This is a genomic window from Shewanella sp. MM_2022_3 (genome assembly GCF_022557375.1).
GTDB classification, from domain to species: domain Bacteria; phylum Pseudomonadota; class Gammaproteobacteria; order Enterobacterales; family Shewanellaceae; genus Shewanella; species Shewanella xiamenensis.
Genome location: NZ_JAKZGV010000002.1, coordinates 139,282 through 162,581, shown reverse-complemented (window position 1 = coordinate 162,581; position 23,300 = coordinate 139,282). Strand labels below are relative to the sequence as shown.

The window sequence follows — 23,300 nt, the reverse complement described above, 5'->3', positions numbered from 1 at the left end:
TAAACAGTAACGTCCTTTGTAACCATTTCAATGACTAATTTCAATCATCTCCTTGCCTGTTAACGCTATTCTGGCGACAATGAAGTCACATCACAGGGACTATAAAGTGCAGCGATTCTTGCAAATTACCTCATTATCTTTTCGTCTTCATTTGCTACTGAGTCTAAGTTTAGTGGCATCAGCGACTATGGCCGCTGATAACTTTTTAACGCTTTCAGTCAATGGGGTCGACGAAGCCCTGAAGCGTAATATTCTCGCCCACTTAGGTGCAATGCCTGACTCCGAAGTGCAGCGCCGAGCCTTCTTATTTAATGTGGAAGACAATGTTACCACCGCCCTAGAGTCTATGGGGTATTACCATGGAGAGTTGGAGGAACATTTAGTCGAGAAAGAGAAAGGTCCTTGGGAACTCAAGCTTACGGTCAATGCAGGTGAACCGGTTAAAATTCAATGGGTCGATATTAATTTTTCAGGCGAAATGCTTGACGACCGAGCCTTCGACAAATGGCTTGCTGAGGTGAATATTAAGCCCGGTGATACGCTCAACCACGGCATATATTCGGATGTCAAATCTCAACTGGTGACGCTCGCCCTCGCGCGAGGCTATTTCGATGGCGAATTTACAGAATCACAGATTAACATCAACCGCGATTTAAACACAGCCCAAATCAGCCTGCATTTTAACTCTGGCGCACGTTACCATTTTGGCCAAGTCAGTTTTGAAGGTCACACCTTAGAGCCGGATATTCTCACCAAACTTATCCCCTTTAAGGAAGATGCGGCCTATTCGACTCGCAGAGTCAGCGCCCTTAACCGTCAATTGCTGGATACGGGTTATTTTTCCAATATTAAAGTGATCCCACAGCTCGATCAGGCAAAAGATAATCAACTGCCCGTCAAGGTAGAGTTGACCGATAAAGCCAGCCATTCCATCGAATTAGGCTTAGGTGGTGATATCGGCCAAAGCGCAGATAAGACCTTCGATCCTAGGGTGCGTGTTACTTGGCGAACCCCACAGATCAATAAATACGGCCATTCCCAAGAAACCAGTTTGGAGTGGTCGCCAGACAGACCCAAATTTTTGACCACTTATACCATTCCACTGACTCATCCTTTGGACGACCAACTGAAGATCCGTTTAGGCTTACTGCGGGATAAATATGGGGTTACACAAGTTTACGAGCCTGAAAATCGTGATTTTCGCAACACAGGGCAGCTAGAAGCGACCAAGTATTTACTCGGTCTACTAAGACAGCAACGGCTGGAAAATCAATGGCTCATGAGCTATTCCCTCGATGCCATTCGTGAAGAATATACTCAGTCAGATATCGACTACAGCCCGAGTTTTTACCTAGCGGGGATTAACTTTTCTAAAACTACCCGTGGCGATAACACCCTCGATCCCAAATCCGGTTTTAGGCAAATATACAGCCTAGATTATGCCGATCCTTATCTAGGCTCAGAAACACGCCTTGCCCGCTTGCAGGCAAAATTTAAGTGGATTGACACCTTTTTTGATAACCACAGAATCGTGGCGCGTATGGATCTCGCCGCTAACCTTGCCAATGAAAATGAGTTAGCCTTGATCCCACCATCACTGCGTTACTTTGCAGGTGGTGACCAAACCATTCGCGGCTATGGCTACCAAGAGTTAGGCCCTTATCTGGACTATATCGATGCCGATGGCAAGGTCAATCGGGAGGTTATCGGTGGTCGTTACTTAATGGTTGGTAGTTTGGAATATCAATATTACGTTACACCAACATGGCGAGTTGCAACCTTTGTCGATGCGGGTAACGCTTTTGATAACAATCAGTTTGAGCCCGTTATCGCCGTAGGCGGTGGTATCCATTGGATATCCCCCATTGGCCCAATTAAGTTGGATTTAGGGGTAGGTTTGAAAGAAACAGACACTATCGACCGCTCATGGCGTATTCACTTAACCATGGGGACAGAATTATGAGTCAGCCCCCAATTCATGAGCCCAATACATCCGCTCAACATGAAAATCAAACGCATGAGCCACAAACTGTGGAACAAAACCCAACTTGTGTTCCGCCTAAAACCCTAAAGCTGCGCCTATGGCAAATATTTAAACTCTGTACGCGCATTATTGTTTACGTCCCCTTAACTTTCTTGGTGATGATGGCATTACTGCTGGGGACTGAAATTGGCTCACGGGTCAGTGTCGGCTTAGCCGATAAATTTGTGCCCGATCTGGCGCTCACCTACACCTCTGGCTCCTTAAATAAGGATCTCACCTTAGCCCACACCAGTTGGTCAATGGAAGGGATTAACGTTGAGCTCAAGAATTTACATTTGGCGTGGCAACCCACTTGTTTGCTACAAAAACAACTGTGTGTGAATGCTTTAACGGCGAGCCAAATCGATGTCAATATCGATACCGAGGCCTTAAGCTCAGGTTCCACTGAAGCCGACGTTACCCCCGAAAATGATGAGCCGAGTGAACTGGTTCTGCCCTTTGGGATAAAGCTCGACAGCGCTGAACTGAACAACATCAATATTGCGGTCGATAAGATGCGCTTTTCGGCCAATCATATTCAGACCGCCGCTACTTGGTTTGCCGAAGGACTGACAGTCGAGCAGCTTAGCAGTGAAGGCTTGGCTGTGTTAATTCCTACCGAAGACAGCCCTGTTCTAGACACACAGGCCACAGATCCTCAAGGCGCAAGTATTCAAGTCACAGATACTCAAATCACAGGCACACAAGTCACTGACACCAAGGCAGCCGAGACAGCTGCAACTGCAGCGGCGATAGCAAGTGCTAAAGCTTCAGCGGATAAGCCCATTGCTAATAAGGGATCTACGGCGCAAACGCCAGCGAATACTCAGGCTGAAAAGCAAATTGATAAAAACGCCGATAAGCAAACATCGACAGAGGAATGGGCACTTGCCCATTTACCGCAGGTGTTTATGCCTTTTCCGGTGGATGTAAAACAACTTAGCTTAGACAACAGCCGTTTGCAGATTGGGCCACGCGAAGATCTGTTTAGCCATATTGAGCTTCAGGGGCAATTTGCCAAGTATCAGTTAACCCTTGATAAACTGCAACTTGGCCACAGTTATGGAGATCTTTCTGTGGTGGGCCAACTCGCCCTCGAACAGGACTATCCGCTCGCACTTGAGGTTAAGGCCAATGTGACTCAGGTTGCCGAGTTGCCGGAGCTGACACATCAGCAATTAAGCCTCACGCTCAGCCAAAGTGTCGGACAACTCGGTATTCAAGCCCTTGCAAAAGGAGATGTCGATTTTAGTCTCAATGGGCAATTGACCCTGAAAGATCCCACGCTTCCCTACAAGGTCAAACTGGAGAAAGCCCGCGCGCAATGGCCGCTGCACAATTCAGAATATATTGTCAGCGATCTTAACCTCGACAGCCAAGGCTCCCTTAATCAACAAGCCGCGACGCTCAAAGGAAATGTCACCACACCTTTTCATAAAGTGTTAGCCATTAGCGGTGAACTCCATCATCAAGATGCGAAACTCGATATTAAGCAGTTTAATGCTAAGGGCGAGCTAGGTTCGATCGATGTGACCGGTGAACTAGATTACGCTAAGGCGATCAATTGGAAAGCCAAGGTATTGCTCGATAACCTGAAATTACAAGAAATCTCCCTGCCAGAAATGGCGCAGACGTCAGAATCAACGCCAAATAAAGACACGAAAACACCGAGCACAAATACCGATAAGGCGATGCCTGCCACTGCAAGCAGCAGCCTGCCAAACAGTTTAATCTCTGGACAATTACAGACCACGGGACGTTTGTTAGATAAACAGTGGCAAGTTGCTCTAACGGACACTCAACTGTCGGGCTCCTTGCAGGGATATCCATTTGATATCACCGCCGATGTCAGTATCAACGATAAACTGTATATCAGCGCCAAAGGGGTCAATGCCAAGGTACTGGGTTCCACCTTAACTTTAGCGGGAGAAACCAACAAAACCTGGAACATTGAGGGTAAGCTGCAAGTCCCCGATTTTGGTTTATGGCTGCCCCAAGCCAGCGGCCAATTGCAGGCCGATATCAATGTCACTGGGGATGAAAAACATCCACAGCTAGAGTTAACCGCGCAACTGGTCGATCTGGTGCACCAAAATATTAAGCTGAGGGAATCCACGCTCAAAGCCTACTATAAGCCTTTGGATGCACACGAATTTGCCCTATCGCTCAAGTCTAAGGCGCTACAACTCGGTTCACAGAATCTAGATACCGTCACCCTTGGCAGTAAAGGCGATATTCAAAACCAAAAACTGACACTAAGTGCCACTGGGGATTTGGGGCTCGAGCTTGGCGTGACCAGTCAATACGATATGAAAAAATCTCGACTACAAGCTCAAGTGAATAAAATTAACTTGGCAACCCCTGTTGGTCGCTGGGAAATAGATAAAGATATCCTTGTTGCATGGGATCAAAATACAACCAAAGGCAATGTCAGCCCCTTCTGTCTAGTCAACCCTAACAGTAAGATTTGTTTAGATAATCAAATCTCGCTAGGTAAAAAAGGCGAGGTGCAACTAAGTTATGCTGGTAATCTTGGTAAACTTTTAGCCCCAGTATTACCAAGCAATATGGATTGGGATGGTCGCTCTTCGCTATTGGCAAACTTTGCTTGGACCGCAGGGCGAAAACCCACGGCGAATATCGATTTTAACTTCGATCCCGGTAGCATCAAACTCAAGCGCGCCAAAAATCGCGAAGTCACCATTAAATATCAGCAACTTGCTTTAAAAGCTAACTTAGATGCCAAACGACTAATGTCGTCTATCAACTTTGAGTCACAGGACGTGGCAAGCTGGCAAAGTGAACTCACTGTTAACGTGACGCCTGACCGCGCGTTGTCGGGTTATGCCAATATCAAACAAATTAACCTTCAACCTCTTGGCGAATTTTTCCCACAGCTCAATACCCTAGAAGGCTTACTGACTAGCAAATTAAACTTTGCTGGTACCCTAGATGCCCCCGAAGTATCGGGTAATGTTTCGCTCACTCAAGGAGCTCTTGCACTGACAGCGAACCCTACCCTTATCAATAAAATTGATCTGTCGATGGATCTTGGCGGTCAGCAGGCATCCCTTAAAGGTCGCTGGATGATGGGCAATGGTTTAGGCCGAATTACGGGACAAATGCGTTGGCCTCAAGGGTTGTTTAGCGGAGAACTTGCCGTCAAAGGCGATAAACTGGCGGTGATCCAACCACCACTCGCACTCTTAGATGTATCGCCCGATCTCACGATTGCCTTTAGCAGCCAACAACTTGAAGTCAAAGGCGTAGTCGATGTTCCCTCGGGTAATATTAAGATAGTGCAACTGGCTGAGGGTGGTGTAGCCTTGTCAGAGGATGTCGTTTTCAATGACTCAATTGCCGCCGCGCAACCTAAAGCCAGCCCCTATGCCATTGTGGCCGACCTGAATATTAACGTTGGCAACGATCTTAAAATCGATGGTATGGGCCTCAAAGGTAAGCTACAGGGAACCTTAAAACTTCAGCAACAGGCGTTTCGCCCACCCCTGTTATTTGGAGATATTAAGGTCAAACAAGGCAACTATAAGTTTATGGGGCAAACGCTGAAAATCCGTACGGGTGAAGTGCAATTTGTGGGCCCACCTTCTGTCCCTAATTTAAATATTGAAGCAATTCGGGAAATAAAGAGCGAAGATTTGGTCGCGGGAGTGCGCGTCACTGGTACTCCCACTCGGCCGGTGGTCACCCTTTTCTCTAATCCGGCCAAGGAACAAGCCGAAATTCTGTCTTATATTATTAAAGGCAGCGGGTTCAACAGTACCAATAATGAGCAGAACAACTCCTTGATGATGGGAGCGGCGCTGGGACTCAGTGCTCAGGTTGGTGGCGGTGGCGCTATTAATAATATTGGAAATACAGCAGCGGGCATTATCGAAGAATTTGGTTTCTCTAACGTGCAACTCGATACTAATGATGAGGGCCGCGTTGCCATCAGTGGTTTTATCGGTGATAACCTTATGGTCAAATACGGTGTTGGCGTATTCAATCCTGGATATGAGATGACTGTCAGATATTACCTGTTATCCCAACTCTATCTTGAAACCGTATCCGGTACTTTAGGGCAATCCCTTGATATCTATTACAATTTTAATATCAAGTAGTGTTTGGCTAGCACACAGACACAATAGTGAGCTACATGCCGATGATGATATTGACGCTGTGCACAGGCAAAATGATTAAACACCAGCAATTGTTTGATGGTTAAAGTCACTTAACTTGCAAGCATCAGAGTTTGATGAGTGAAAAGCAGCCACAAAAAAAGCGCCATATAGGCGCTTTTTGCTTCAATTACGCAATTAAGCGTAAACGAAGTCAACGTGTTCAATGATTGGCTTGAACGCGTGGCGTTGCATAGCTTGTGCACGAACGCCTACTTCTTTGCCATCTAATACGATAGTCACTACAGAAGTATAGAAGTCAGCGTTAGCTTGAATGTTGATGATATCTTTGTGATCAAAAACAATAGAAACTGGCTCTTTGCCTGCGCCATAAATAACGGCAGGAACTTTACCTGCATGACGTAGGCGGCGGCTCGAACCTTTCCCTATTTCAGTGCGGGTTTGTGCTGGGATAGTGTAAGACATGTGTTTCTCACTTAAATTTAGAGTAAAAAATATCACCATTCTCGACCAATGGTGACTCATATAAAGCGCGCGCATACTAACACAGTTACTCAGCAGGTACAAGAACAGCCAGACTCTGAATGCAATGGGGTAATAATGGGATATCGTTATCAATTAACAAGAGTATTTATTGAATTGGGAAACTTGTTCTAGCGCTGTTACATAGGCGAAACACCTTTGATCTGAATCGAAAAACACGCGATCTTGATCACACTTAAGCCATTCGATGCCTGTTAAGCTCGAGCAAATTTTGCCACTTCAGCCTTGTAAAACATGTGTCACGAGCTGTATTTATTGCAACAAGAAAATCGACTCTCCTGCCAATTAGCCCGTGAACTGGTCTCACTCATTAAAACTGTCCCCTATCAGCAGACCACGATAGAGTTAAAATTGCTGGAACTGCTCGCCTGCACACAACAAAAAAACCGCAGTTTACTCATGCTAATGCAGATCTGTGAATCACCGGCAGTTGAGAGCCAAAGACTAAGACAATTTAAGTTTTCACAAAGTCTGAATAAGCAGGTTAGTGATTGGCAGCAACACCGTGAGATGAATAAACTGGGACAAGTTTTTTTGCCGCTACTCGAGTATTACTTACAGGACATCCAAACGCTAGAGCTGCAATTTTATCAGCAGCTCTCATTAAACACTGAGCAAAAGATACAAACTACCAATGCCGCACAGGACCGCAGTCAACGTGCACAAAACCAGACTTAGGATAATAGCCTACGCCTCCTAGCTTAAGTGATAAAGCCGCATCTCTGATTGTCTTTAGTTTGACCCCAGGGATCGCAATATCCATTGCCATCCCTTGCATATGGTAACTTTTTTTAGCTACACCACCACTTTTACCTGCCAACATCGCATTGGTTTTTGGTGAGCGGTAACCAGAAATCACATGGATTTCATTATCAGTATTTAACGTCGTCTTAAGTGTATAAAGCAGATCAAATAAGCGTTTATCCATCGGTGCTGTTACATTTTGACGGTGATCTCGCAGCAAGTGGCTAAAATCGGCCAACACTTCACTCTGATAATGGCCATCGACCCAATAGCTGCCATTGTTATATTCACCCGTATGGCGATTATACAGGCTAAGCTCACGCACACCTTTGGTTGAACGGCTTGCTATCGCTTTGGAAGGAATTAAGGAACACAATGCCACACCACTGAGGCCTAACAACAACTGCCTACGGGCAGGACAAAGTAAGGTCACATCATCACCTTCTGTTCGTTTTTTGGACACTGAGAACGCAAATTATCGTGAATTGCCATCCAGATCAAGTCTTGATCGACATGCAAACAATCAGATTAAAAAATCCTTCAAAAGTTCAATCAATTAGAGCATGTTAAAAATCGTTGCCGAAACCACATAACTCAGCTCACTCTCCTGCTGGTAAATGTCATTCCGATATTGCACTTCCCCAGCGTCATCAAGCCATACCGTCCAATAGACAATAAATATGGGCAACTTATCAGACAAGGAAAACCATTGGGATTGGGTGATATCTGAACTTAATTTATCCCAAAGACGCTGATCATTGACTAAATGGTTCTTAAACCAGCGTGCTAATTCTTCAACCTTCTCGACCCGAATACAGCCCGATGATAAAGCTCTGTTAGCCTTTTTAAAGAGACTTGGCTCAGAAGTTCCATGCAAATACACACTAAAACTATTGTCGAAATGAAATTTATAGCGGCCTAAGGCATTTTTGGGGCCTGGCCGTTGCACCAACTGATAAGGAAAATGCGATGAAGCGAGTACTTGCCATTGTTCTGCAGAATGCTCGGCGCGCTTACCATCATAATCGTAAGCATCAAATTCTCGTTCAGTAAGATAATGCCCATCATGGCGAATATGCGGCAGGATATCACGTTGAATAATCGTGCGTGGCACTCGCCATTCAGGGTTCATCACAACACTGGAAATTTGACTTTTTAATAAAGGCGTTGGCCGCGATGCTTTACCGACAATCACTTTAGACTGTAAAGTCACCTTCCCTGCTTCAACTAACTGGAGCTCAAATGCTGGAATATTAACCAGTAGGTAGCGTGCTGGTAACTGTGGTGTCAATATCCACTGTCTCAGCATATTTTTCGCCAGTAACTTAGCCCGAGTATGGGGCGATTGGTTAAGCCAGAAAAGAGTTTGTTTCCCTATCACGCCGTCGGCCTGTAAGCCGTGTTGCTGCTGGAATTTCTTAATGGCTATCACTAGTTCATCGCGATAAATCATCCCATTACTCACCTCTTCAGCAGATTCGATAGTGAGTTCATTTGGCAGAAAGCCTAATACAAAAAGTCGCTTCGCAATTGGCAAAATCAAAGGACTTTGCTGCCCGGGATTTAGTTTTTCTTCCTGTGTTAACGTATCCCATGAAGTCATGTTCTCTAACTTCATGAGCTGTTTAAGCGTAAAGAGCACGGCTCGGTAATGAGTGTCCTGTTGAGTAAATACCTTACTGATACAAGGTTCAACACATTCCGCTTGCTGATCGAGGTAATACCAATAGCGTTCAAGTTGTTGGTGCATCTTAAGCAGTTCGGCTTGTTCATCAGTACTCAAGGGCCGATGTTGCCATTGGCTGAGTTTTTGATAATTAGCTCGAAATACCGGACTGACATCGGCAAGATCAAGCAACAATGTCTGATCGAGTAGTTGTGTAATAGAAATGTCTAGCTCTGTAGAACCATGTGTTAGTTCGGTAGACTCAGCGGCTTGTGGTGCACTCGAAACGAATGTAAACACCATCAACAGCGCTTTTAAATACCATTGAAATGTGCAACACCCCAAGCGATAACATCGCGCAAAACGAGTCACAGACACCATAGACATCTCCCTTTGACAACAGTAACTTAGGTAGGTTAAGAGATGGATAAATGCAATCAATACAGCAAAAAATAAAATGCCTAATCTCAAACTGCACTTTGGCGCTGAAAACAAGGCAAATGTAGGCGCAAAAAAACGAGCCTATAGCAAGTCAATTCAATCCGTAAGTCGTGCAACGAATTGTTTGCGATACATTTATTATCCAGAGCGAGATTAGTATTAAGATCACTATAGCTGAAGCTGTTCGTAAAATGCAGCTCACTATCGACCTAAAACAAAAATGCCACTGATCATCAGTGGCATTTTTACTATTTAGCGTAATAGAAAGTAATTAACAGAAGGAGACCAGATCCTCTGGCACAAACTGTTCTGGTAGTTTTTGCAAACTCCGCAGCATTAGCGGATTAGCCAGCACTAAAGCCATTTCCTGGCGATTAAAGAGTGCTAAGGCACTTTGCTGACACTGTGCTTCATGTACTTTGACGTGCACAATGGCTTCAACTGGTTCAATCGGCGTTCCGGCGGCACGTAGTGGCTGTTTATCAACCATGGCTAAGTGAAGCTCCATCAGCGCAGGGTCTTTCAGCAATTGCGCTAATGTCCAAGGCTGTTCAATATGCGCTTGGTAAGCCGCACGCGCTTCTTGTGCCCTAATACAAATAGGCGCAGGACTGCGTTCTTCTGGAGTGGCGAGGATCCCAATACGTTTGAAAAACTCCCCAATTTTAATCGAACCGGTCCAAGCCGAAATGGGCACCGCTAACCACAAACCAATCAAGGCGGGGCTCATCCACGCGAGCAATGTTAAGGAGTCCAAAATCGCGGCATACCCCAACATCACACCTGCAAGCATATGCCAACGGTGGCGATAAATCAGGGTTAACCAAGGCATGCTACCATCGTCACGGCGCTGTGGAGACCAACCACTATCACGTCCCATCAGAATCGACATTACCGCACCGCAGTGGATGAACATCATGATTGGCGCGATCAATGCTGAGAGAATGACTTCAAATAACACACTGAGCATCGCTTTAATGCGCCCGCCTACGCTGCGGGCAAATTTGCCATCTTTTAACAGCAACAACACGCCAAAGATCTTCGGTCCAAATAACACCACCATAGTGATATAGAACAGTCTCAATGCCCTATCCGAGTCCATGATTGGCCACGTTGGGAATAATGAGAACTGATCGGTGAAGTACTCTGGACGAATAAAGTGGGCCTGCAAAGCGAGCATCAACCCCGTTAAAATCAATAACAACCAAAATGGCGAAGATAAATACGCCATAATACCCGTCATTAAGTGCAGGCGACTAACCCAATGCAACCCTTTAGTTGGCAGAATACGTGAGTGCTGCAAGTTACCCTGACACCAACGACGATCGCGTACCGCTAAGTCAACAATTGATGGAGGGCATTCCTCGTAGGAACCGGGTAAATCATATGCAATGACCACACTCCATCCGGCACGGCGGATCAATGCAGCTTCAACAAAGTCATGGCTTAGGATATGACCACCAAAAGGTGGCTTTCCCTTAAGATTAGGTAAACCCGCTGCGCCCATAAAGGCTTCAGTCCGGATAATAGCGTTATGGCCCCAGAAGTTACCTTCTTTTTGCACCCACCAACCAAGACCAGTACCGATCACAGGACCATAAATGCGTGCAGCAAACTGCTGCAAACGCGCCATTAAGGTGGTGCCATTGATCAGTGATGGAATCGTTTGAATAAGACCCGCATCAGGATCAGCCTGCATCCGCTGCGCTAACCCCGTGATAGTGGATGACTCCATCAAACTGTCAGCGTCCAGGACCAGCAAGTGATCATAACGCGAGCCCCAACGACGGCAAAAGTCCGCTACGTTACCCGCTTTACGTGCGACGTTTTTACGGCGGCGACGATAATAAACACGAGAATGTTTATGGGTTTCTTGGCGAAGAACTAAAAACGCTTGTTCTTCTAACAGCGCAATTTCAGGATCGGTAGTATCACTTAAGATAAACCAATCAAACGCATGCCCATGACCAGTTTGCGATAATGCTTCAGCCATCACAGATACCGCTGAAAATACCCGGTCAGGAGATTCATTATAAGTAGGCATTAAAATCGCAGTGCGCGTGTGCAGCTCAGTTTGTGCAAGCTCGTTTGGTTTAGGCTTTTTCAACAGGAGGAAAAAGCCAGCAATACCACTACAAAACGCCAGTGCAATCCAGCAGAAGTTAATCGCAAATAACGCCAACATCAAATATTCGAGGGGAGTAATCCCTCCAATACTGAAAACTGCGCCCATTTCATAGATAGCAAAGGCCGATAGTAATAAGGCACCACCAACAACAAACACCCGACGGGAAACCCGTGAACGGACTCCATTTGCCACAGTGCTACGGCGTGGAAATCCTTCAGGCATTTGGGTTAAACTTTGGGGCTCCATAGCGCCTGGCCTTTCATTAGGCATAGCGCTACCACCCACGAGTACTTCAGTCTCAAGTACCGAATTCTCGGATACAGTCATATTATGTTGCTCCGTCATGGACCTTAAAGCGTCCAGCGATAGAGCCAGGTTTCAACCTGACGCGGTGTAGAGAACTTGAGTTCAGCACGCAATTCGATAAGGTCTTTATCTTCGGGCTCTAACTCAAACGCGAGGCGATAACCATTGTTTGCCGCATTACGCGCGATGACAACATTTGAAATTACTCCACCAGAAGATTCAACCTTCGCGAGTGGTAACTCATCAGGCATAGCGCCATTTAGATGATAATCAACGACAAACAAACGTCTAGGGGTCGCTTTAGCAATGTCAGCACGACCACTTGCAGTACGACTTACCACGACAGAATTGGTTTTCGCAACTGGTTCATCGCCCCAGCTCATGCGATAAGCGAAGTGATATTCGCTACCAGCAGGAATAGGCTGACGCGGCTTCCAGAAGCTCACAATATTATCATGAATTTCTGATTCTGTTGGAATTTCTGTCAGAACAACCGCACCTTGTCCCCAGTTGCCCACAGGCTCAATCCATAAACTTGGACGACGCTCATACTGGGCTTCAAGATCCTGATAAGAGGCATAGTTACGTTCACGCTGTATAAGACCAAAGCCTTGTGGTGAGTTATCAGAAAACGCACTCACCTGCAATTGACGTGGATTTGCCAATGGACGCCATAGGTGCTCACCGCGGCCGTTGAACATCAATAAACCGTCTGAATCATGGACTTCAGGTCTAAAGTCATCGGTATCGTGGCGACCGTTTAATGAATGCAGGAACATGCTGGTGCTAGGTGCTAGTCCAACTTTATTTAATTCGACACGAGGGAATAAGGTCGCTTCAACGTCGATTTGGGTGTTATCACCTGGACGTACCGAGAATCGGTATGCACCTGCAACACTCGGGCTATCGAGCAACGCATGTACCACGATCAGATTACTGTCGTAGGATGGACGTTCAACCCAAAAAGCGCGGAAAATCGGAAACTCTTCACCTTCTGGATCAGCAGTTTTTAATGCTAAACCACGGGCAGATAAACCATAAGAGTTACCTTTACCTAAGGCGCGGAAATAACTCGCGCCTTGGAACACCATCAGCTCGTCAAAAATGCCATTAGTGTTTAATTGGTTATGGATACGAAACCCTGAGTAGCCGATATCATCATTAGGTAATGCTTGAGAGATAACCTCACCCGCAGTGAAATACTTAGGCTCATAAGCTAAGTGGGTCGCTTGGTTTGCTTCAACGATGGCAATTTCAATTAAATCTTGAAAATAAAACCCGCGGTGGAACATTTGCATTTGAAACGGTAAACCTTGATCGCGCCAAATTGACGATACTGGGTTAAAACGAATATCGCGGTATTCATCATAGGTTAACTTAGCAAGACCAGCAGGCAGTGGATCTTTTAACACGACATAGGGCTTAGAGGCCAATTTACGCGCCAATTTCACCACAGTTTCACCATCAAAGGTGCCTGTTTTGGTGAATCTTACTTGCGTTTTGTTTGCAGGCTGAGCAGTTGCCTTGGGTGGACTCACCACGGGCGTGGTAGGTTTATTCTCAACAGGCTTGGTCTCATCAGCAAATGCAGTGCCCGAAAAGGCGAACGCCGCGCTAAGCGCCAGTGAGCAAATGAGTGAAGAAGGTTTAAACGATTGGCAACGCAACAAGCTAACCATAGGATAGGTAACCTAAAAATAAACTAAGAAATCAACGTTTTTTATATGTACAGTGACATTTTTTTATTGCGGTTTGAGCGAAAAAAAACACCGACTGTTACACATCGCGAAAGATATCAGAAGGAGTAAAAAACTCATAAATAAAGATGCAGTTAACTCCCTTTGCACAATACTATTTAGCAATATACTTATACTTTTAAAGAATATCAAATTCGAATTAACATACCAAATTGATCTTTAAAAGTTACAAAGGCTAATAAAGTGCTGCCAAGTTCGCAGAATGAACATAAAATCAGTTAGTTTTACAAACTGGCCACCGACAATAATCTTAGGTGATAGTCGCTAATATGCGAGCCTAAGCATACAAAAAGTGATTCAGAGAGAGACTTCATTGACTTACACTCTTAACACTATCGAGGCAAAAATAGGCTGACGACTAAACCTGTCTCTTCACGAGGAGTGATGGTTAGTTGGCCTTGGTGTAAGCCAATAATATGCTGACAAATGGATAATCCCAATCCCGCACCTATACCTTCATTTTCATTGACACGGTAAAAACGCTCGGTGGCATTCGCAATTTGCTCACTTGTCATCCCTTGACCACGGTCGGCGATCTTTATTTCAACGCCTGTGGTGGTTTGCGCTGCACTAATGCTAATTTCAGATTCTACTGGGCTGTATTTACAAGCATTTTCGATAATATTCTTTAAAACCACCAGCATATAAAAACGGTCACACATAATGGATAATCCGGCATCCACGTCAATATTCCACTCATATTCAGTGATCAGGGGCATCAGTTGGTTGAGCGCATCCTCCACCATAGACAACAAGGTATGGGATTGCACATTCAACTCGGCAATCGAATCGACACGAGCGAGCAACAATAATTGTTCTACTGTATGGCTCATGTGCTTAACACCAGCATCAATCGCGGCAAGGTGGATATGCTGAGCAGGTTCATCTGCGACTAATCCCTCTAACCCCTGTTGATGTAACTTAATCACAGATAATGGCGTTTTTAACTCATGGGCGGCATCGGCACTGAAGCGGCGCTCTCTAGCAATGAAGTGTGCAATACTGCTGATATACTGATTGAGTGCCCGTCGAACTGGCACTAATTCCTTAGGCAATGACATAGCTAACGGAGTGAGATCGTTAGGTGAGCGTGCCATTAATTCCCGTTCAAGGGTTTTTAGCGGCCGAAATAGAATATAAAACAGTAAACTGACGATAAACAGGGTTAACGGTACCACAATTAATGGCACTATTACTGCGTTATGCATAATTTGCGAAACCAACTCTTGGCGCACTTCATCCTGCTGAGCCGTGATAATCCACACTTTATATTTAACAGAAAAAAAGCTGAACACATGCCACAGCTCCCCTTCGAATACTTTTTTACTATAGCCCTGCACAAATTTAGTGATCGGCTCGCGCCCAATATTGTCTGAAAAAACCAACGCCTGCCCCGCTTCACTCCAGATCTGAAACGCCAGTTTATGTTCATAGGCAAGCTTAAGTGCATCAGCCTTTTCAGCAAAGCTACTGACTTGACTGTCCGGAACGTGGAGAACTTGAGGCTGTGATTGGGGAAGCTTAAAATCGGCTTCTTCATGGTAGAACAACTCGAGCATTTTTGCGGTTTGCAACATTTGAGCATCAAATAATTCTTCAATTTGATGCTTCGCATCACGAGTGCTAAACCAGCTTGAAATCCCTACTGAAACCGAAATCCCCGAGAGCATTAGCAAGGTTAATAGCAAGCGTAAAGAGTACACATCCAGCACCTTGAGTCGATTCAACCCGTTATCCCCGTCGTTTGTATGAGTGTAAACCTGTCTTATAAAGCAGTTACTTCATACCGATAAACGTCGAGTTTGTCACTTAAATCCTTGCATAAATTGCAAGATGGCTAATTCAGTTCCGTAAGGGTGTAGCCAATTCCGCGCACGGTCTTAATTAACTCATTAGCTAATTTTTTACGTAAATGATGAATATGGACTTCGATTGAATTACTGCCCACCTCATCCCAGCCATAGGTGAGCTGTTCCAGCTGATTACGGGTTAACACTCGACCAGCCGACTGAGCAAGTTCAAGTAATAATTGAAATTCTCTGCGTGAAAGGGGCACATTTTGATCGCGAAAAATCACTTCTCGCGTGTTGAGATCAATACTTAATGCACCAATATTTAAACTGTTATGGTCTAGACCATATTGACGGCGCACAATTGCCCTTATACGTGCCGCCAACTCACGCACATCGAAGGGCTTACCTAAATAATCGTCGGCTCCGACATCTAGGCACTCCAATTTAGTATCAAAATCGGTATTCGCGGTCAGCACTATGGTGGGAATCGATACCCCCTGCGAACGCCATGTTTTAAGGAGTTCTTTACCATTACCGTCGGGAAGACCTAAATCAAGCACAATAGCGCTAAAGGTTTCATTTTTTATTCCCACTAACGCCTGCTGATAGCTACTTAAGTGATCCACCTGCATGCCCATTTTGGCAAGGTTGAGGCAAATTCCCTGGGCCAGTAATTCATTATCTTCCACTAACATGATACGCATGATGATGCCCTATCGAAAAAGACTAAACTGAACCGATTGCTCGGTTAAAAAGGCTTCTGCCTGCTCACCCTGCAACATTGCCATGGTGGCGAGCATTCCCGCGGTAACGCAATTGGGTCCAAGAACGGTCACCGACCGTGGCGCACCGCGCACAGGATATCCGGTTCGTGGATCAATGATATGCCCATAACGCCTGCCATCGACCTCAATAAAACGCCTTGTGTCACCACTCGTCGCTAAAGCACCTTGTGTAATAGCGAGCACTTTGGCTGCACAATCAAGGCGATGCGGATCTTCAATCCCCACCTGCCATGGGACTGAATGAGCTACAGGACAAGCAATATCACCGCCAAAATTCACTAATACCGAAATCTTAGGGTAGGATTCCGCCAGTTCATAGGCCACACTGTCAACCGCGTATTCTTTTGCAATCCCCCCCACATCAAGTTGCATACCCGTGGGGATTTTTAGCTCGTGTGAATTAAATTCAAGGCGTTCAAATCCCACTAAAGATCGCGCTGCGGCGATATCAGCCATTGTGGGCAGAGTAGCGTCCGGAGTAAAACGCCACACTTGCATCAATGGACAAGCAGAAATATCAAATAGTCCACCACTAAGCTCAAAGCATTGTTTCGCAAAGGATAAAAGTTGCCAGGTTTCTTCATCAATGGTCACTGGTTTGCCTTGAGCATGATTCAACTGCCACAGGTAATTACCTTCAATAAAACGGCTGTATTTTTGCTCGATGCGAGACGCCTCCCGAGCTGCCATATCGAGCATATCGTAGGCAATACTCTCATCATGACTGGCAATGAGTAGCTCGCATGGGCTGGCCATTGCCCTAAATTCCCCCAAGAATCCCCAATCACGGCGCAGGAGTCGATATGGCGCACTTGGAGAAAATGATGGCATTTCGCGTTCCTTATGGTGGTGCTTAATGTGGCTTCACCAATGACAGGTTTAAATACAAGTCTTACATACAGGAACTGGGCAACTCAGTTGCCCAGTTCAAACCGTAATAACGTGAACTAATTAGCACAGTTTAGCTTTAAAAAGAATAACTAAACTGTGCAGTAATCGCCTTTTGAGTCGGGAACAGATCATAGTTTTGCAACTGACCAGGGAGCTCGGTGCCATTGTTTTTCGGATCTTGTTGATAGTATTCCAAGCGGTATGTCATCTCATGTCCGCCTGACAAACGGTGACCAAACTTAACCCCTACCGTATAGGCGCTCATATCCCCAATGCGGTAATCAGCACTAGCAAACTCAGGCAATGGTGACTCCGCCATCAAAAAAGGTTGATAGAAATTCACCGCAGCTTGTTGATAGTAACGAAGATGCAACTGACCATAAAAACTGCCACTGAAGTAATAACGATAATGGGTTTCTAAGGTGTGTGAAGTTAAATCCCAATCATCGGTAGTATAGCGATAGGAAAAATCGACCACTCCCGAATCGAGCGCGCCTTTAGTCATCATATAAAAACTGTGTTTTAAGCGTGAATCTGGACGATTCTCGTAGACGATATTCTCGGTCGTACCGTTATTGTCTACGACACTTAAGACTTTGTAGGGATCGGTTAAATAGCCACTGACACTCGATAAACCATAGTTTGCTTGCAATAACCAACGCTGATTAAGAATTTGAGTGATACCCAACATCAAATCAGCAGTTTGTTTATTATCGCTACTAGTTTGGCGAGTGGCATCAAATGCACTGCGATAAGCTTCATCGCTGGTAAAGTTATCGCGGATCGCCATCGTTGATAACGCTACAGGCCTGCCACCAACAGGGTCAACCACATCGAAGCTATATGAGGTGCCTAAAAACAGCGTAGTGTTGTCCTTATTAAAGCCACGCTCGACACCTGCATTAATCCCCATCGACATATAGTCGAATTCCTTAGAAGCATAAACACCGCCATTGACCTTCCAATCGGGATTCAGTACCTGCGACCAGTTCGCATTTGCCTGCACTCGAGTGTCGTGGAAAGTATCATCGAGCGGGGTTTCTCCCGCTGCTACGGTATATTGGCCATTGCCAGAAGGACGGGTAAAGGTTTGACTGTTACTTTGAGCGACAGCGCCCGATGCCGAGGCCCCCGTTAAGCTATCAACCACCAGCTTAAGGTCAAGTACACTGTCATCACCAAAGTTTTTCTGTGCCGTACCTATGGCTTCTATCGCTTGAACTCTGTCCTGTTCACCGTAATACATGAGTGCGGCATCAACTTTCCAGTCATCGATATTTTTCGCCAGCTCGGTTGCGTGACCATTGGACGCGAACAACCCACAACTGGCTAAGGCTAACGCGCTAGCGATCTGTTTTGTCTGCGGTTTTAGTTGCACAATTTGCGAGTCATTTTTGTCTAACTTATTGTTCTTATTTGTCATGGCTGACAACACCTTTATGTCACTGAAGCTTATTTAGACGAAAACCTAAGGTATTAACGATTATTAAATTAAGGTTTAGTTACAACCGCATCCACCACCAGCAAAAGCTCGGCCACCACTACTACCTTCTTTACTGAAGTAAATATGATCATCTAACGCCTGATCTAACTTTTCGCTATCAAGCGCCATATCACTACGCGCAAACTGCCCTCTTTCCCAAGGCTCAACCCCTAAGCTTGAACAACCACTCACTCCTAGCATCACTAACGAGACAGCAACTAATGTGATTTTGCGCATAGATCACTCCTTCAAAAGATTCACCAGTTCTTGTTCATAATCGGCAATATTGTCTTGGTAAAAACCGACATGCTGATTTACTAACTTGCCTTGGCGATTAAAGATAAAACTACTGGGCATACCCAATAAATCGAAGCTACGTGCGACATCGCCTTCAGGATTAAAGCGCACCGTAAATTGGGCTGGTACTTGCTTTAAAAATGCATCGGCAAGGGCTTTGTCGGTATCAAGGTTAATGGCTACCACCGCTAACCCTTGATCTTGATACTTTTGCTGCATGGTATTCATCCAAGGAAAAGACTTACGGCAGGGTCCACACCAAGAGGCCCAAAAATCGACGTAAACGACTTTTCCTTTAAATTCATTCAGTGAAACAGTTTGATTTTGTGCATCAAAGACAAGGTGTTCAAGTGAAGGAGCGGCAAGTACGCTTGCACTAAATAATCCGAGGAACAACACGAGTTTTTTCATAGGCTATCCATTTATCACAATACAGTTCGAATTTATTAACTGAATCTTAAGGTTTGCTTAAACTTAAAAAGAATAAATAAAGTCTTTATGCCACATGGACATCTGAGCCATCAATTGGTTGGAAAGTGAGCTCTAACGGCAAAAATGTTAAAAGTGAGACATTTTGTCCCATTAGCAAAATCGAAATTAGATCTGAATCATGTTAATTTAATGTCAAAATCAGTTTAATCACATCTCTGAAAAATTCTTGATATGCATCAATAATTTTCTAGTGCCTAGCGCCTAAACTGCATGTGTCAATTATGTAAACCCTTAACAATTTACATTCCAACAACAAAAGGTTGACCCATGGACACACATGCAGCCCTCTATGAACAGGGAAAGGCGCGCTTAGATGCGTTGCGCCAATTAGCTCCCCGTCAACAGCAAACATTACTCGATAAATTACAACAACATGGCATCACACGCCGTGACTTCATGAAATGGAGTGCGATGGTAACGGGTATGCTCGCCCTACCACTCCCCTTTAGTAACTTAGTTGCAGAGGCCGCCGAATTAGCCGACCGTGTACCCTTAATTTGGTTACATATGGCTGAATGTACTGGTTGCTCCGAATCCTTAGTTCGTGCCGACACCCCCAATCTAGATTCGCTGATCTTCGATCATATCTCCTTGGAATATCACGAAACCTTGATGGCAGCTGCGGGTTGGCAAGCAGAGGAAAACCTCGAGCACGCCTTAGAAACCTACAAGGGTCGCTACTTGCTCGCGGTAGAAGGCGCGATACCGACCGCCAATAACGGCAGCTTCTTGACCGTGGGCTGTAAAGGCCATACAGGCTTAGAAATTATCAAACATGCCGCCGAAGGCGCCGCAGCGATTATCTCTGTGGGCACCTGTGCATCCTTCGGTGGTGTACAAGCCGCCTACCCGAACCCCACAGGGGCTAAGGGCGTGCACGAAGTTGTGAGCAAACCTGTGATTAACTTAGGCGGTTGCCCACCAAGTGAAAAGAACATTGTCGGTACTTTGATGTACTTCATCATGTTCGGCAAATTACCTGCACTGGATATGTTCAATCGTCCAAAATGGGCTTATGGCGCACGGGTACATGATAACTGTGAACGTCGTGGCCGTTTTGATGCCGGTGAATTCGTTGAAGAATTTGGCGATCACGGTGCAAAAGAAGGCTACTGCCTCTACAAAGTGGGCTGTAAAGGACCTTATACCTATAACAACTGCCCCACTGAACGCTTCAATCACCATACCAGTTGGCCTGTGTTAGCTGGTCATGGTTGTATGGGCTGCTCAGAACCTAATTTCTGGGATGATATGGCTGACTTTGAGAAACCCCTTGGTCGTCAACTGCTCCATGGATTGGATGCAACCGCAGACACCGTCGGTGCGGTGATTTTAGGCGCGACAGTCGTTGGCATTGGAGCCCATGCTGTTGCCAGTATTTTTGCCAAGCCGCTGGAGGAATAACCCATGAGCAAGCGCGTTGTTATCGACCCTATCACCCGTATCGAGGGTCACTTACGTATCGAAGTTGAAGTTGATGAGAATAATGTCATCAACAAAGCATGGTCATCCTCTACGTTATGGCGTGGTATTGAAGTTATTCTCAAAGGCCGTACGCCTATGGACGTGGGCCTCATTGTGCAACGTATCTGTGGTGTATGTACTTATTCGCACTATCGCTGTGGTACCGAAGCGGTGGAAAATGCTTTAGGGATTCAAATTCCCTTGAATGCAAAGTATCTTCGCTCGCTGATGCAAACATCGCTCTATATGCATGACCATATAGTGCACTTCTATCATCTCCATGGCTTAGATTGGGTCGATGTGGTTTCAGCACTCAGTGCAGATCCCGCTAAGGCCGCCCAAGTCGCCCTCAAATATACCGATAAGCCTATCGCCGCTGGCGAAGGTGAATTAAGGGCTGTGCAAGAGCGCGTAAAAGGCTTTGTCGAAACAGGAAAACTTGGTCCATTCGCCAACGCTTATTGGGGTAATGGCACCTATAAGTTTACCCCTGAACAAAACCTGATTGCTCTATCTCACTACCTTAAAGCCCTTGAAGTACAAAGAGTTGCCGCCGAAATGCTTGCAATATTCGGCGGTAAACAGCCACATCCTCAATCATTAGTTGTCGGTGGCGTGACTTCTGTACGCGATATGTTGAGCCCTGCACGTCTGCAAGAATGGAAGCAAAAACACGCAATCGTAACAGACTTTATCCTGCGTGCTTATCAAGCCGATATCGTGATGGCAGCCGAAGCCTTTGGTACTGAGCCTAGCGTGCTAGGCGGCGTCAATGTTAAAAACTTCATGGCGACCCATGACTTTGTGCTCGCTAATGGCGAATATATGTTCGACCAAGGCGTGATTATGAATGGCGATTTAGCAGGTGTGAGTGATATTAACCCTGATCTTATCGCCGAAGATGTCAGCCACGCTTGGTACAATGCTGATGCGCCGCAACATCCGTATGATGGCACCACCATTCCAAACTATACTGGCTTTGTTGAGCGGGATACGGTTTACGGCAAACTGCCAACCTTAGATGGTGATGGTAAATACTCTTGGGTGAAATCACCTCGTTATCAAGGTGAACCTGTCGAAGTGGGCCCACTGTCTTGTTTATTAGTCAGTTATGCCCGTGGCAATAAAGTGGTGGTCGATGCCGTCAATGCTTTGCTGGCACGCACAGGTCTCCCAGTAGAAGCACTCTTCACTACCCTAGGCCGTACGGCTGCGCGGATGCTGCAAACCGTGATCGTCGCGCAGGAAGGTCTAAAAACCTTCGATGCCTTGTTAACAAACATTCAGTCAGATGAAACCACCTATGTGAAACCCCATATCGATCCAAGTAAAGAGTATGTGGGTCACGCCATGATTGAAGCGCCCCGCGGCATGCTAAGCCACTGGATCCGAATCAAAAATGGTGTCATTGAGAACTATCAAGCCGTGGTGCCTACTACCTGGAACGCAGGTCCCGTGGATGCTAATGGCAAGATTGGTCCCTATGAAGCCTCACTGATTGGTTTGAAACTGGAAGATCCCACTAAACCCCTTGAGGTGATACGTATTATTCACTCATTTGACCCTTGCATGGCGTGTTCTGTACACGTGATGGATTTTAAAGGTCAGGCATTGAGCGAGTTCCGTGTCAGCCCCAATGGTCAATAACAACGAGGGAGGGAACGCAACATGAACCATTCTGAAACCCGCATTCGGACACTGGTTTTTAGTCCTGCGATACGGATTTTCCACTGGTTACGGGCACTGACGATTTTAGTGCTGGTGATCACCGGATTCTATATTGCTTGGCCGTTTCTTGTGGCGCCCGAAAGTACGGATGTATTAGTACAAGGTTGGATCCGTTTTGCCCATTTGATCTGCGGTTTTATCTTAACCGCAGTCACCTTGGCTCGCTTCTACTTGTATTTTTTCAGTCGTAGCGATATCGAGCGACGCTCGTTTCGTGATGTGATGAGCATTAAGAGCTGGATTACCCAACTAAAATCTTACATTTGGATGGGACATTTACATAAAGCTGGCGTTTACGGGCCACTGCAATTTGTGACCTATGTAGCAATCTCCTTTGTTGCGCTTGTGATATGTATTACTGGTCTCGTACTGTATGCCAATGTCTACCATGAAGGTTTAGGTGGCATGCTTTGGAGCAGTGCAGCTTGGATCACCGCACAAATGGGTGGGCTGGCACAGGTGAGAATTTGGCACCACTACCTCACTTGGGCATTCGTTATCTTTGTGGTTATCCACGTCTATATGGCGGTTTGGTCAGGGATACGCTTCAAACATAACTCAGTTGACTCAATTGTCTCTGGTTACGACTACCCGAAACCAGACTCACACCACTAGGAGTC

At 45.7% G+C, this 23,300-nt stretch carries 17 protein-coding genes; 6 read left to right on the top strand and 11 right to left on the bottom strand.

Features of this window, described 5'->3' with window-relative positions:
- Positions 1-106: 106 nt before the first annotated feature.
- Entirely contained in the window at positions 107-1,963 is a 1,857-nt protein-coding gene (locus tag MMG82_RS01915) for an autotransporter assembly complex family protein (protein ID WP_037417987.1), read from the top strand.
- On the top strand, positions 1,960-6,144 hold the full coding sequence (locus MMG82_RS01910) for a translocation/assembly module TamB domain-containing protein (protein ID WP_241406392.1): 4,185 nt from the start codon (positions 1,960-1,962) through the stop codon (positions 6,142-6,144). Before MMG82_RS01915 ends, MMG82_RS01910 begins: the two co-directional genes overlap by 4 nt.
- Before the next feature lie 195 nt (positions 6,145-6,339).
- Here the strand turns inward: MMG82_RS01910 and rplY are convergent, their stop codons facing one another.
- On the bottom strand, positions 6,340-6,627 hold the full coding sequence (gene rplY / locus MMG82_RS01905; protein ID WP_037417983.1) for a 50S ribosomal protein L25: 288 nt from the start codon (positions 6,625-6,627) through the stop codon (positions 6,340-6,342).
- Positions 6,628-6,939: 312 nt separating this feature from the next.
- Here rplY and MMG82_RS01900 point away from each other — a divergent pair, with 312 nt between their 5' ends.
- Entirely contained in the window at positions 6,940-7,383 is a 444-nt protein-coding gene (locus tag MMG82_RS01900; RefSeq protein ID WP_037417982.1) for a hypothetical protein, read from the top strand.
- Here the strand turns inward: MMG82_RS01900 and MMG82_RS01895 are convergent.
- The 10 genes from MMG82_RS01895 to MMG82_RS01850 form a co-directional block, all read right to left on the bottom strand.
- On the bottom strand, positions 7,334-7,882 hold the full coding sequence (locus tag MMG82_RS01895; protein WP_047540686.1) for a DUF882 domain-containing protein: 549 nt from the start codon (positions 7,880-7,882) through the stop codon (positions 7,334-7,336). The genes MMG82_RS01900 and MMG82_RS01895 overlap by 50 nt on opposite strands.
- Positions 7,883-8,005: 123 nt before the next feature.
- Positions 8,006-9,496, bottom strand: coding sequence for a L,D-transpeptidase family protein (locus MMG82_RS01890; RefSeq protein WP_052184020.1), 1,491 nt, complete (start codon positions 9,494-9,496; stop codon positions 8,006-8,008).
- A 331-nt stretch (positions 9,497-9,827) separates the two neighbouring features.
- Positions 9,828-12,011, bottom strand: a complete 2,184-nt coding sequence (gene mdoH, locus MMG82_RS01885; protein ID WP_037417976.1) for a glucans biosynthesis glucosyltransferase MdoH — start codon at positions 12,009-12,011, stop codon at positions 9,828-9,830.
- Between the two features lie 23 nt (positions 12,012-12,034).
- A complete protein-coding gene (locus MMG82_RS01880; RefSeq protein WP_037417971.1) occupies positions 12,035-13,669 on the bottom strand; it encodes a glucan biosynthesis protein G in 1,635 nt (544 codons plus the stop codon).
- Positions 13,670-14,079: 410 nt separating this feature from the next.
- Entirely contained in the window at positions 14,080-15,474 is a 1,395-nt protein-coding gene (locus MMG82_RS01875) for an ATP-binding protein (protein WP_088585664.1), read from the bottom strand.
- Positions 15,475-15,584: 110 nt separating this feature from the next.
- A complete protein-coding gene (locus MMG82_RS01870; protein ID WP_037417965.1) occupies positions 15,585-16,244 on the bottom strand; it encodes a response regulator transcription factor in 660 nt (219 codons plus the stop codon).
- A gap of 9 nt (positions 16,245-16,253) precedes the next feature.
- The gene (locus MMG82_RS01865) at positions 16,254-17,156 is read right to left on the bottom strand and encodes an FAD:protein FMN transferase (RefSeq protein WP_037417962.1); all 903 of its coding nucleotides are present in this window, start codon (positions 17,154-17,156) and stop codon (positions 16,254-16,256) included.
- A 136-nt stretch (positions 17,157-17,292) separates the two neighbouring features.
- Complete coding sequence (locus MMG82_RS01860) at positions 17,293-18,639, bottom strand: DUF3570 domain-containing protein (RefSeq protein WP_050991330.1); 1,347 nt, start codon at positions 18,637-18,639, stop codon at positions 17,293-17,295.
- Positions 18,640-18,714: 75 nt separating this feature from the next.
- Positions 18,715-18,936 (bottom strand): DUF4266 domain-containing protein, encoded by a 222-nt coding sequence (locus MMG82_RS01855; RefSeq protein ID WP_037417959.1) that lies wholly within the window; start codon positions 18,934-18,936, stop codon positions 18,715-18,717.
- Between the two features lie 3 nt (positions 18,937-18,939).
- Entirely contained in the window at positions 18,940-19,407 is a 468-nt protein-coding gene (locus MMG82_RS01850) for a TlpA disulfide reductase family protein (protein WP_172589802.1), read from the bottom strand.
- Between the two features lie 348 nt (positions 19,408-19,755).
- Here MMG82_RS01850 and hyaA point away from each other — a divergent pair, with 348 nt between their 5' ends.
- The 3 genes from hyaA to cybH are packed head-to-tail and all read left to right on the top strand — an operon-like array spanning position 19,756 to position 23,295.
- Positions 19,756-20,892, top strand: a complete 1,137-nt coding sequence (hyaA, locus tag MMG82_RS01845) for a nickel-dependent hydrogenase small subunit (RefSeq protein ID WP_037427738.1) — start codon at positions 19,756-19,758, stop codon at positions 20,890-20,892.
- Between the two features lie 3 nt (positions 20,893-20,895).
- Positions 20,896-22,599, top strand: coding sequence for a nickel-dependent hydrogenase large subunit (gene hyaB / locus MMG82_RS01840; protein WP_037417953.1), 1,704 nt, complete (start codon positions 20,896-20,898; stop codon positions 22,597-22,599).
- A gap of 21 nt (positions 22,600-22,620) precedes the next feature.
- Positions 22,621-23,295: a Ni/Fe-hydrogenase, b-type cytochrome subunit gene (gene cybH / locus MMG82_RS01835; RefSeq protein WP_037417952.1), complete on the top strand. Its 675-nt coding sequence runs from the start codon at positions 22,621-22,623 to the stop codon at positions 23,293-23,295.
- The last annotated feature ends 5 nt before the right edge of the window (positions 23,296-23,300 follow it).

Bases quoted from the DNA above. Each gene is read 5' to 3' on its own strand.
- mdoH (WP_037417976.1), bottom strand. From the start codon at position 12,011: ATGACTGTATCCGAGAATTCGGTACTTGAGACTGAAGTACTCGTGGGT.
- rplY (WP_037417983.1), bottom strand. From the start codon at position 6,627: ATGTCTTACACTATCCCAGCACAAACCCGCACTGAAATAGGGAAAGGT.
- MMG82_RS01860 (WP_050991330.1), bottom strand. From the start codon at position 18,639: ATGACAAATAAGAACAATAAGTTAGACAAAAATGACTCGCAAATTGTG.
- hyaA (WP_037427738.1), top strand. From the start codon at position 19,756: ATGGACACACATGCAGCCCTCTATGAACAGGGAAAGGCGCGCTTAGAT.
- MMG82_RS01865 (WP_037417962.1), bottom strand. From the start codon at position 17,156: ATGCCATCATTTTCTCCAAGTGCGCCATATCGACTCCTGCGCCGTGAT.
- cybH (WP_037417952.1), top strand. From the start codon at position 22,621: ATGAACCATTCTGAAACCCGCATTCGGACACTGGTTTTTAGTCCTGCG.
- MMG82_RS01855 (WP_037417959.1), bottom strand. From the start codon at position 18,936: ATGCGCAAAATCACATTAGTTGCTGTCTCGTTAGTGATGCTAGGAGTG.
- MMG82_RS01890 (WP_052184020.1), bottom strand. From the start codon at position 9,496: ATGGTGTCTGTGACTCGTTTTGCGCGATGTTATCGCTTGGGGTGTTGC.
- MMG82_RS01900 (WP_037417982.1), top strand. From the start codon at position 6,940: ATGTGTCACGAGCTGTATTTATTGCAACAAGAAAATCGACTCTCCTGC.
- MMG82_RS01910 (WP_241406392.1), top strand. From the start codon at position 1,960: ATGAGTCAGCCCCCAATTCATGAGCCCAATACATCCGCTCAACATGAA.
- hyaB (WP_037417953.1), top strand. From the start codon at position 20,896: ATGAGCAAGCGCGTTGTTATCGACCCTATCACCCGTATCGAGGGTCAC.
- MMG82_RS01870 (WP_037417965.1), bottom strand. From the start codon at position 16,244: ATGCGTATCATGTTAGTGGAAGATAATGAATTACTGGCCCAGGGAATT.
- MMG82_RS01850 (WP_172589802.1), bottom strand. From the start codon at position 19,407: ATGAAAAAACTCGTGTTGTTCCTCGGATTATTTAGTGCAAGCGTACTT.
- MMG82_RS01880 (WP_037417971.1), bottom strand. From the start codon at position 13,669: ATGGTTAGCTTGTTGCGTTGCCAATCGTTTAAACCTTCTTCACTCATT.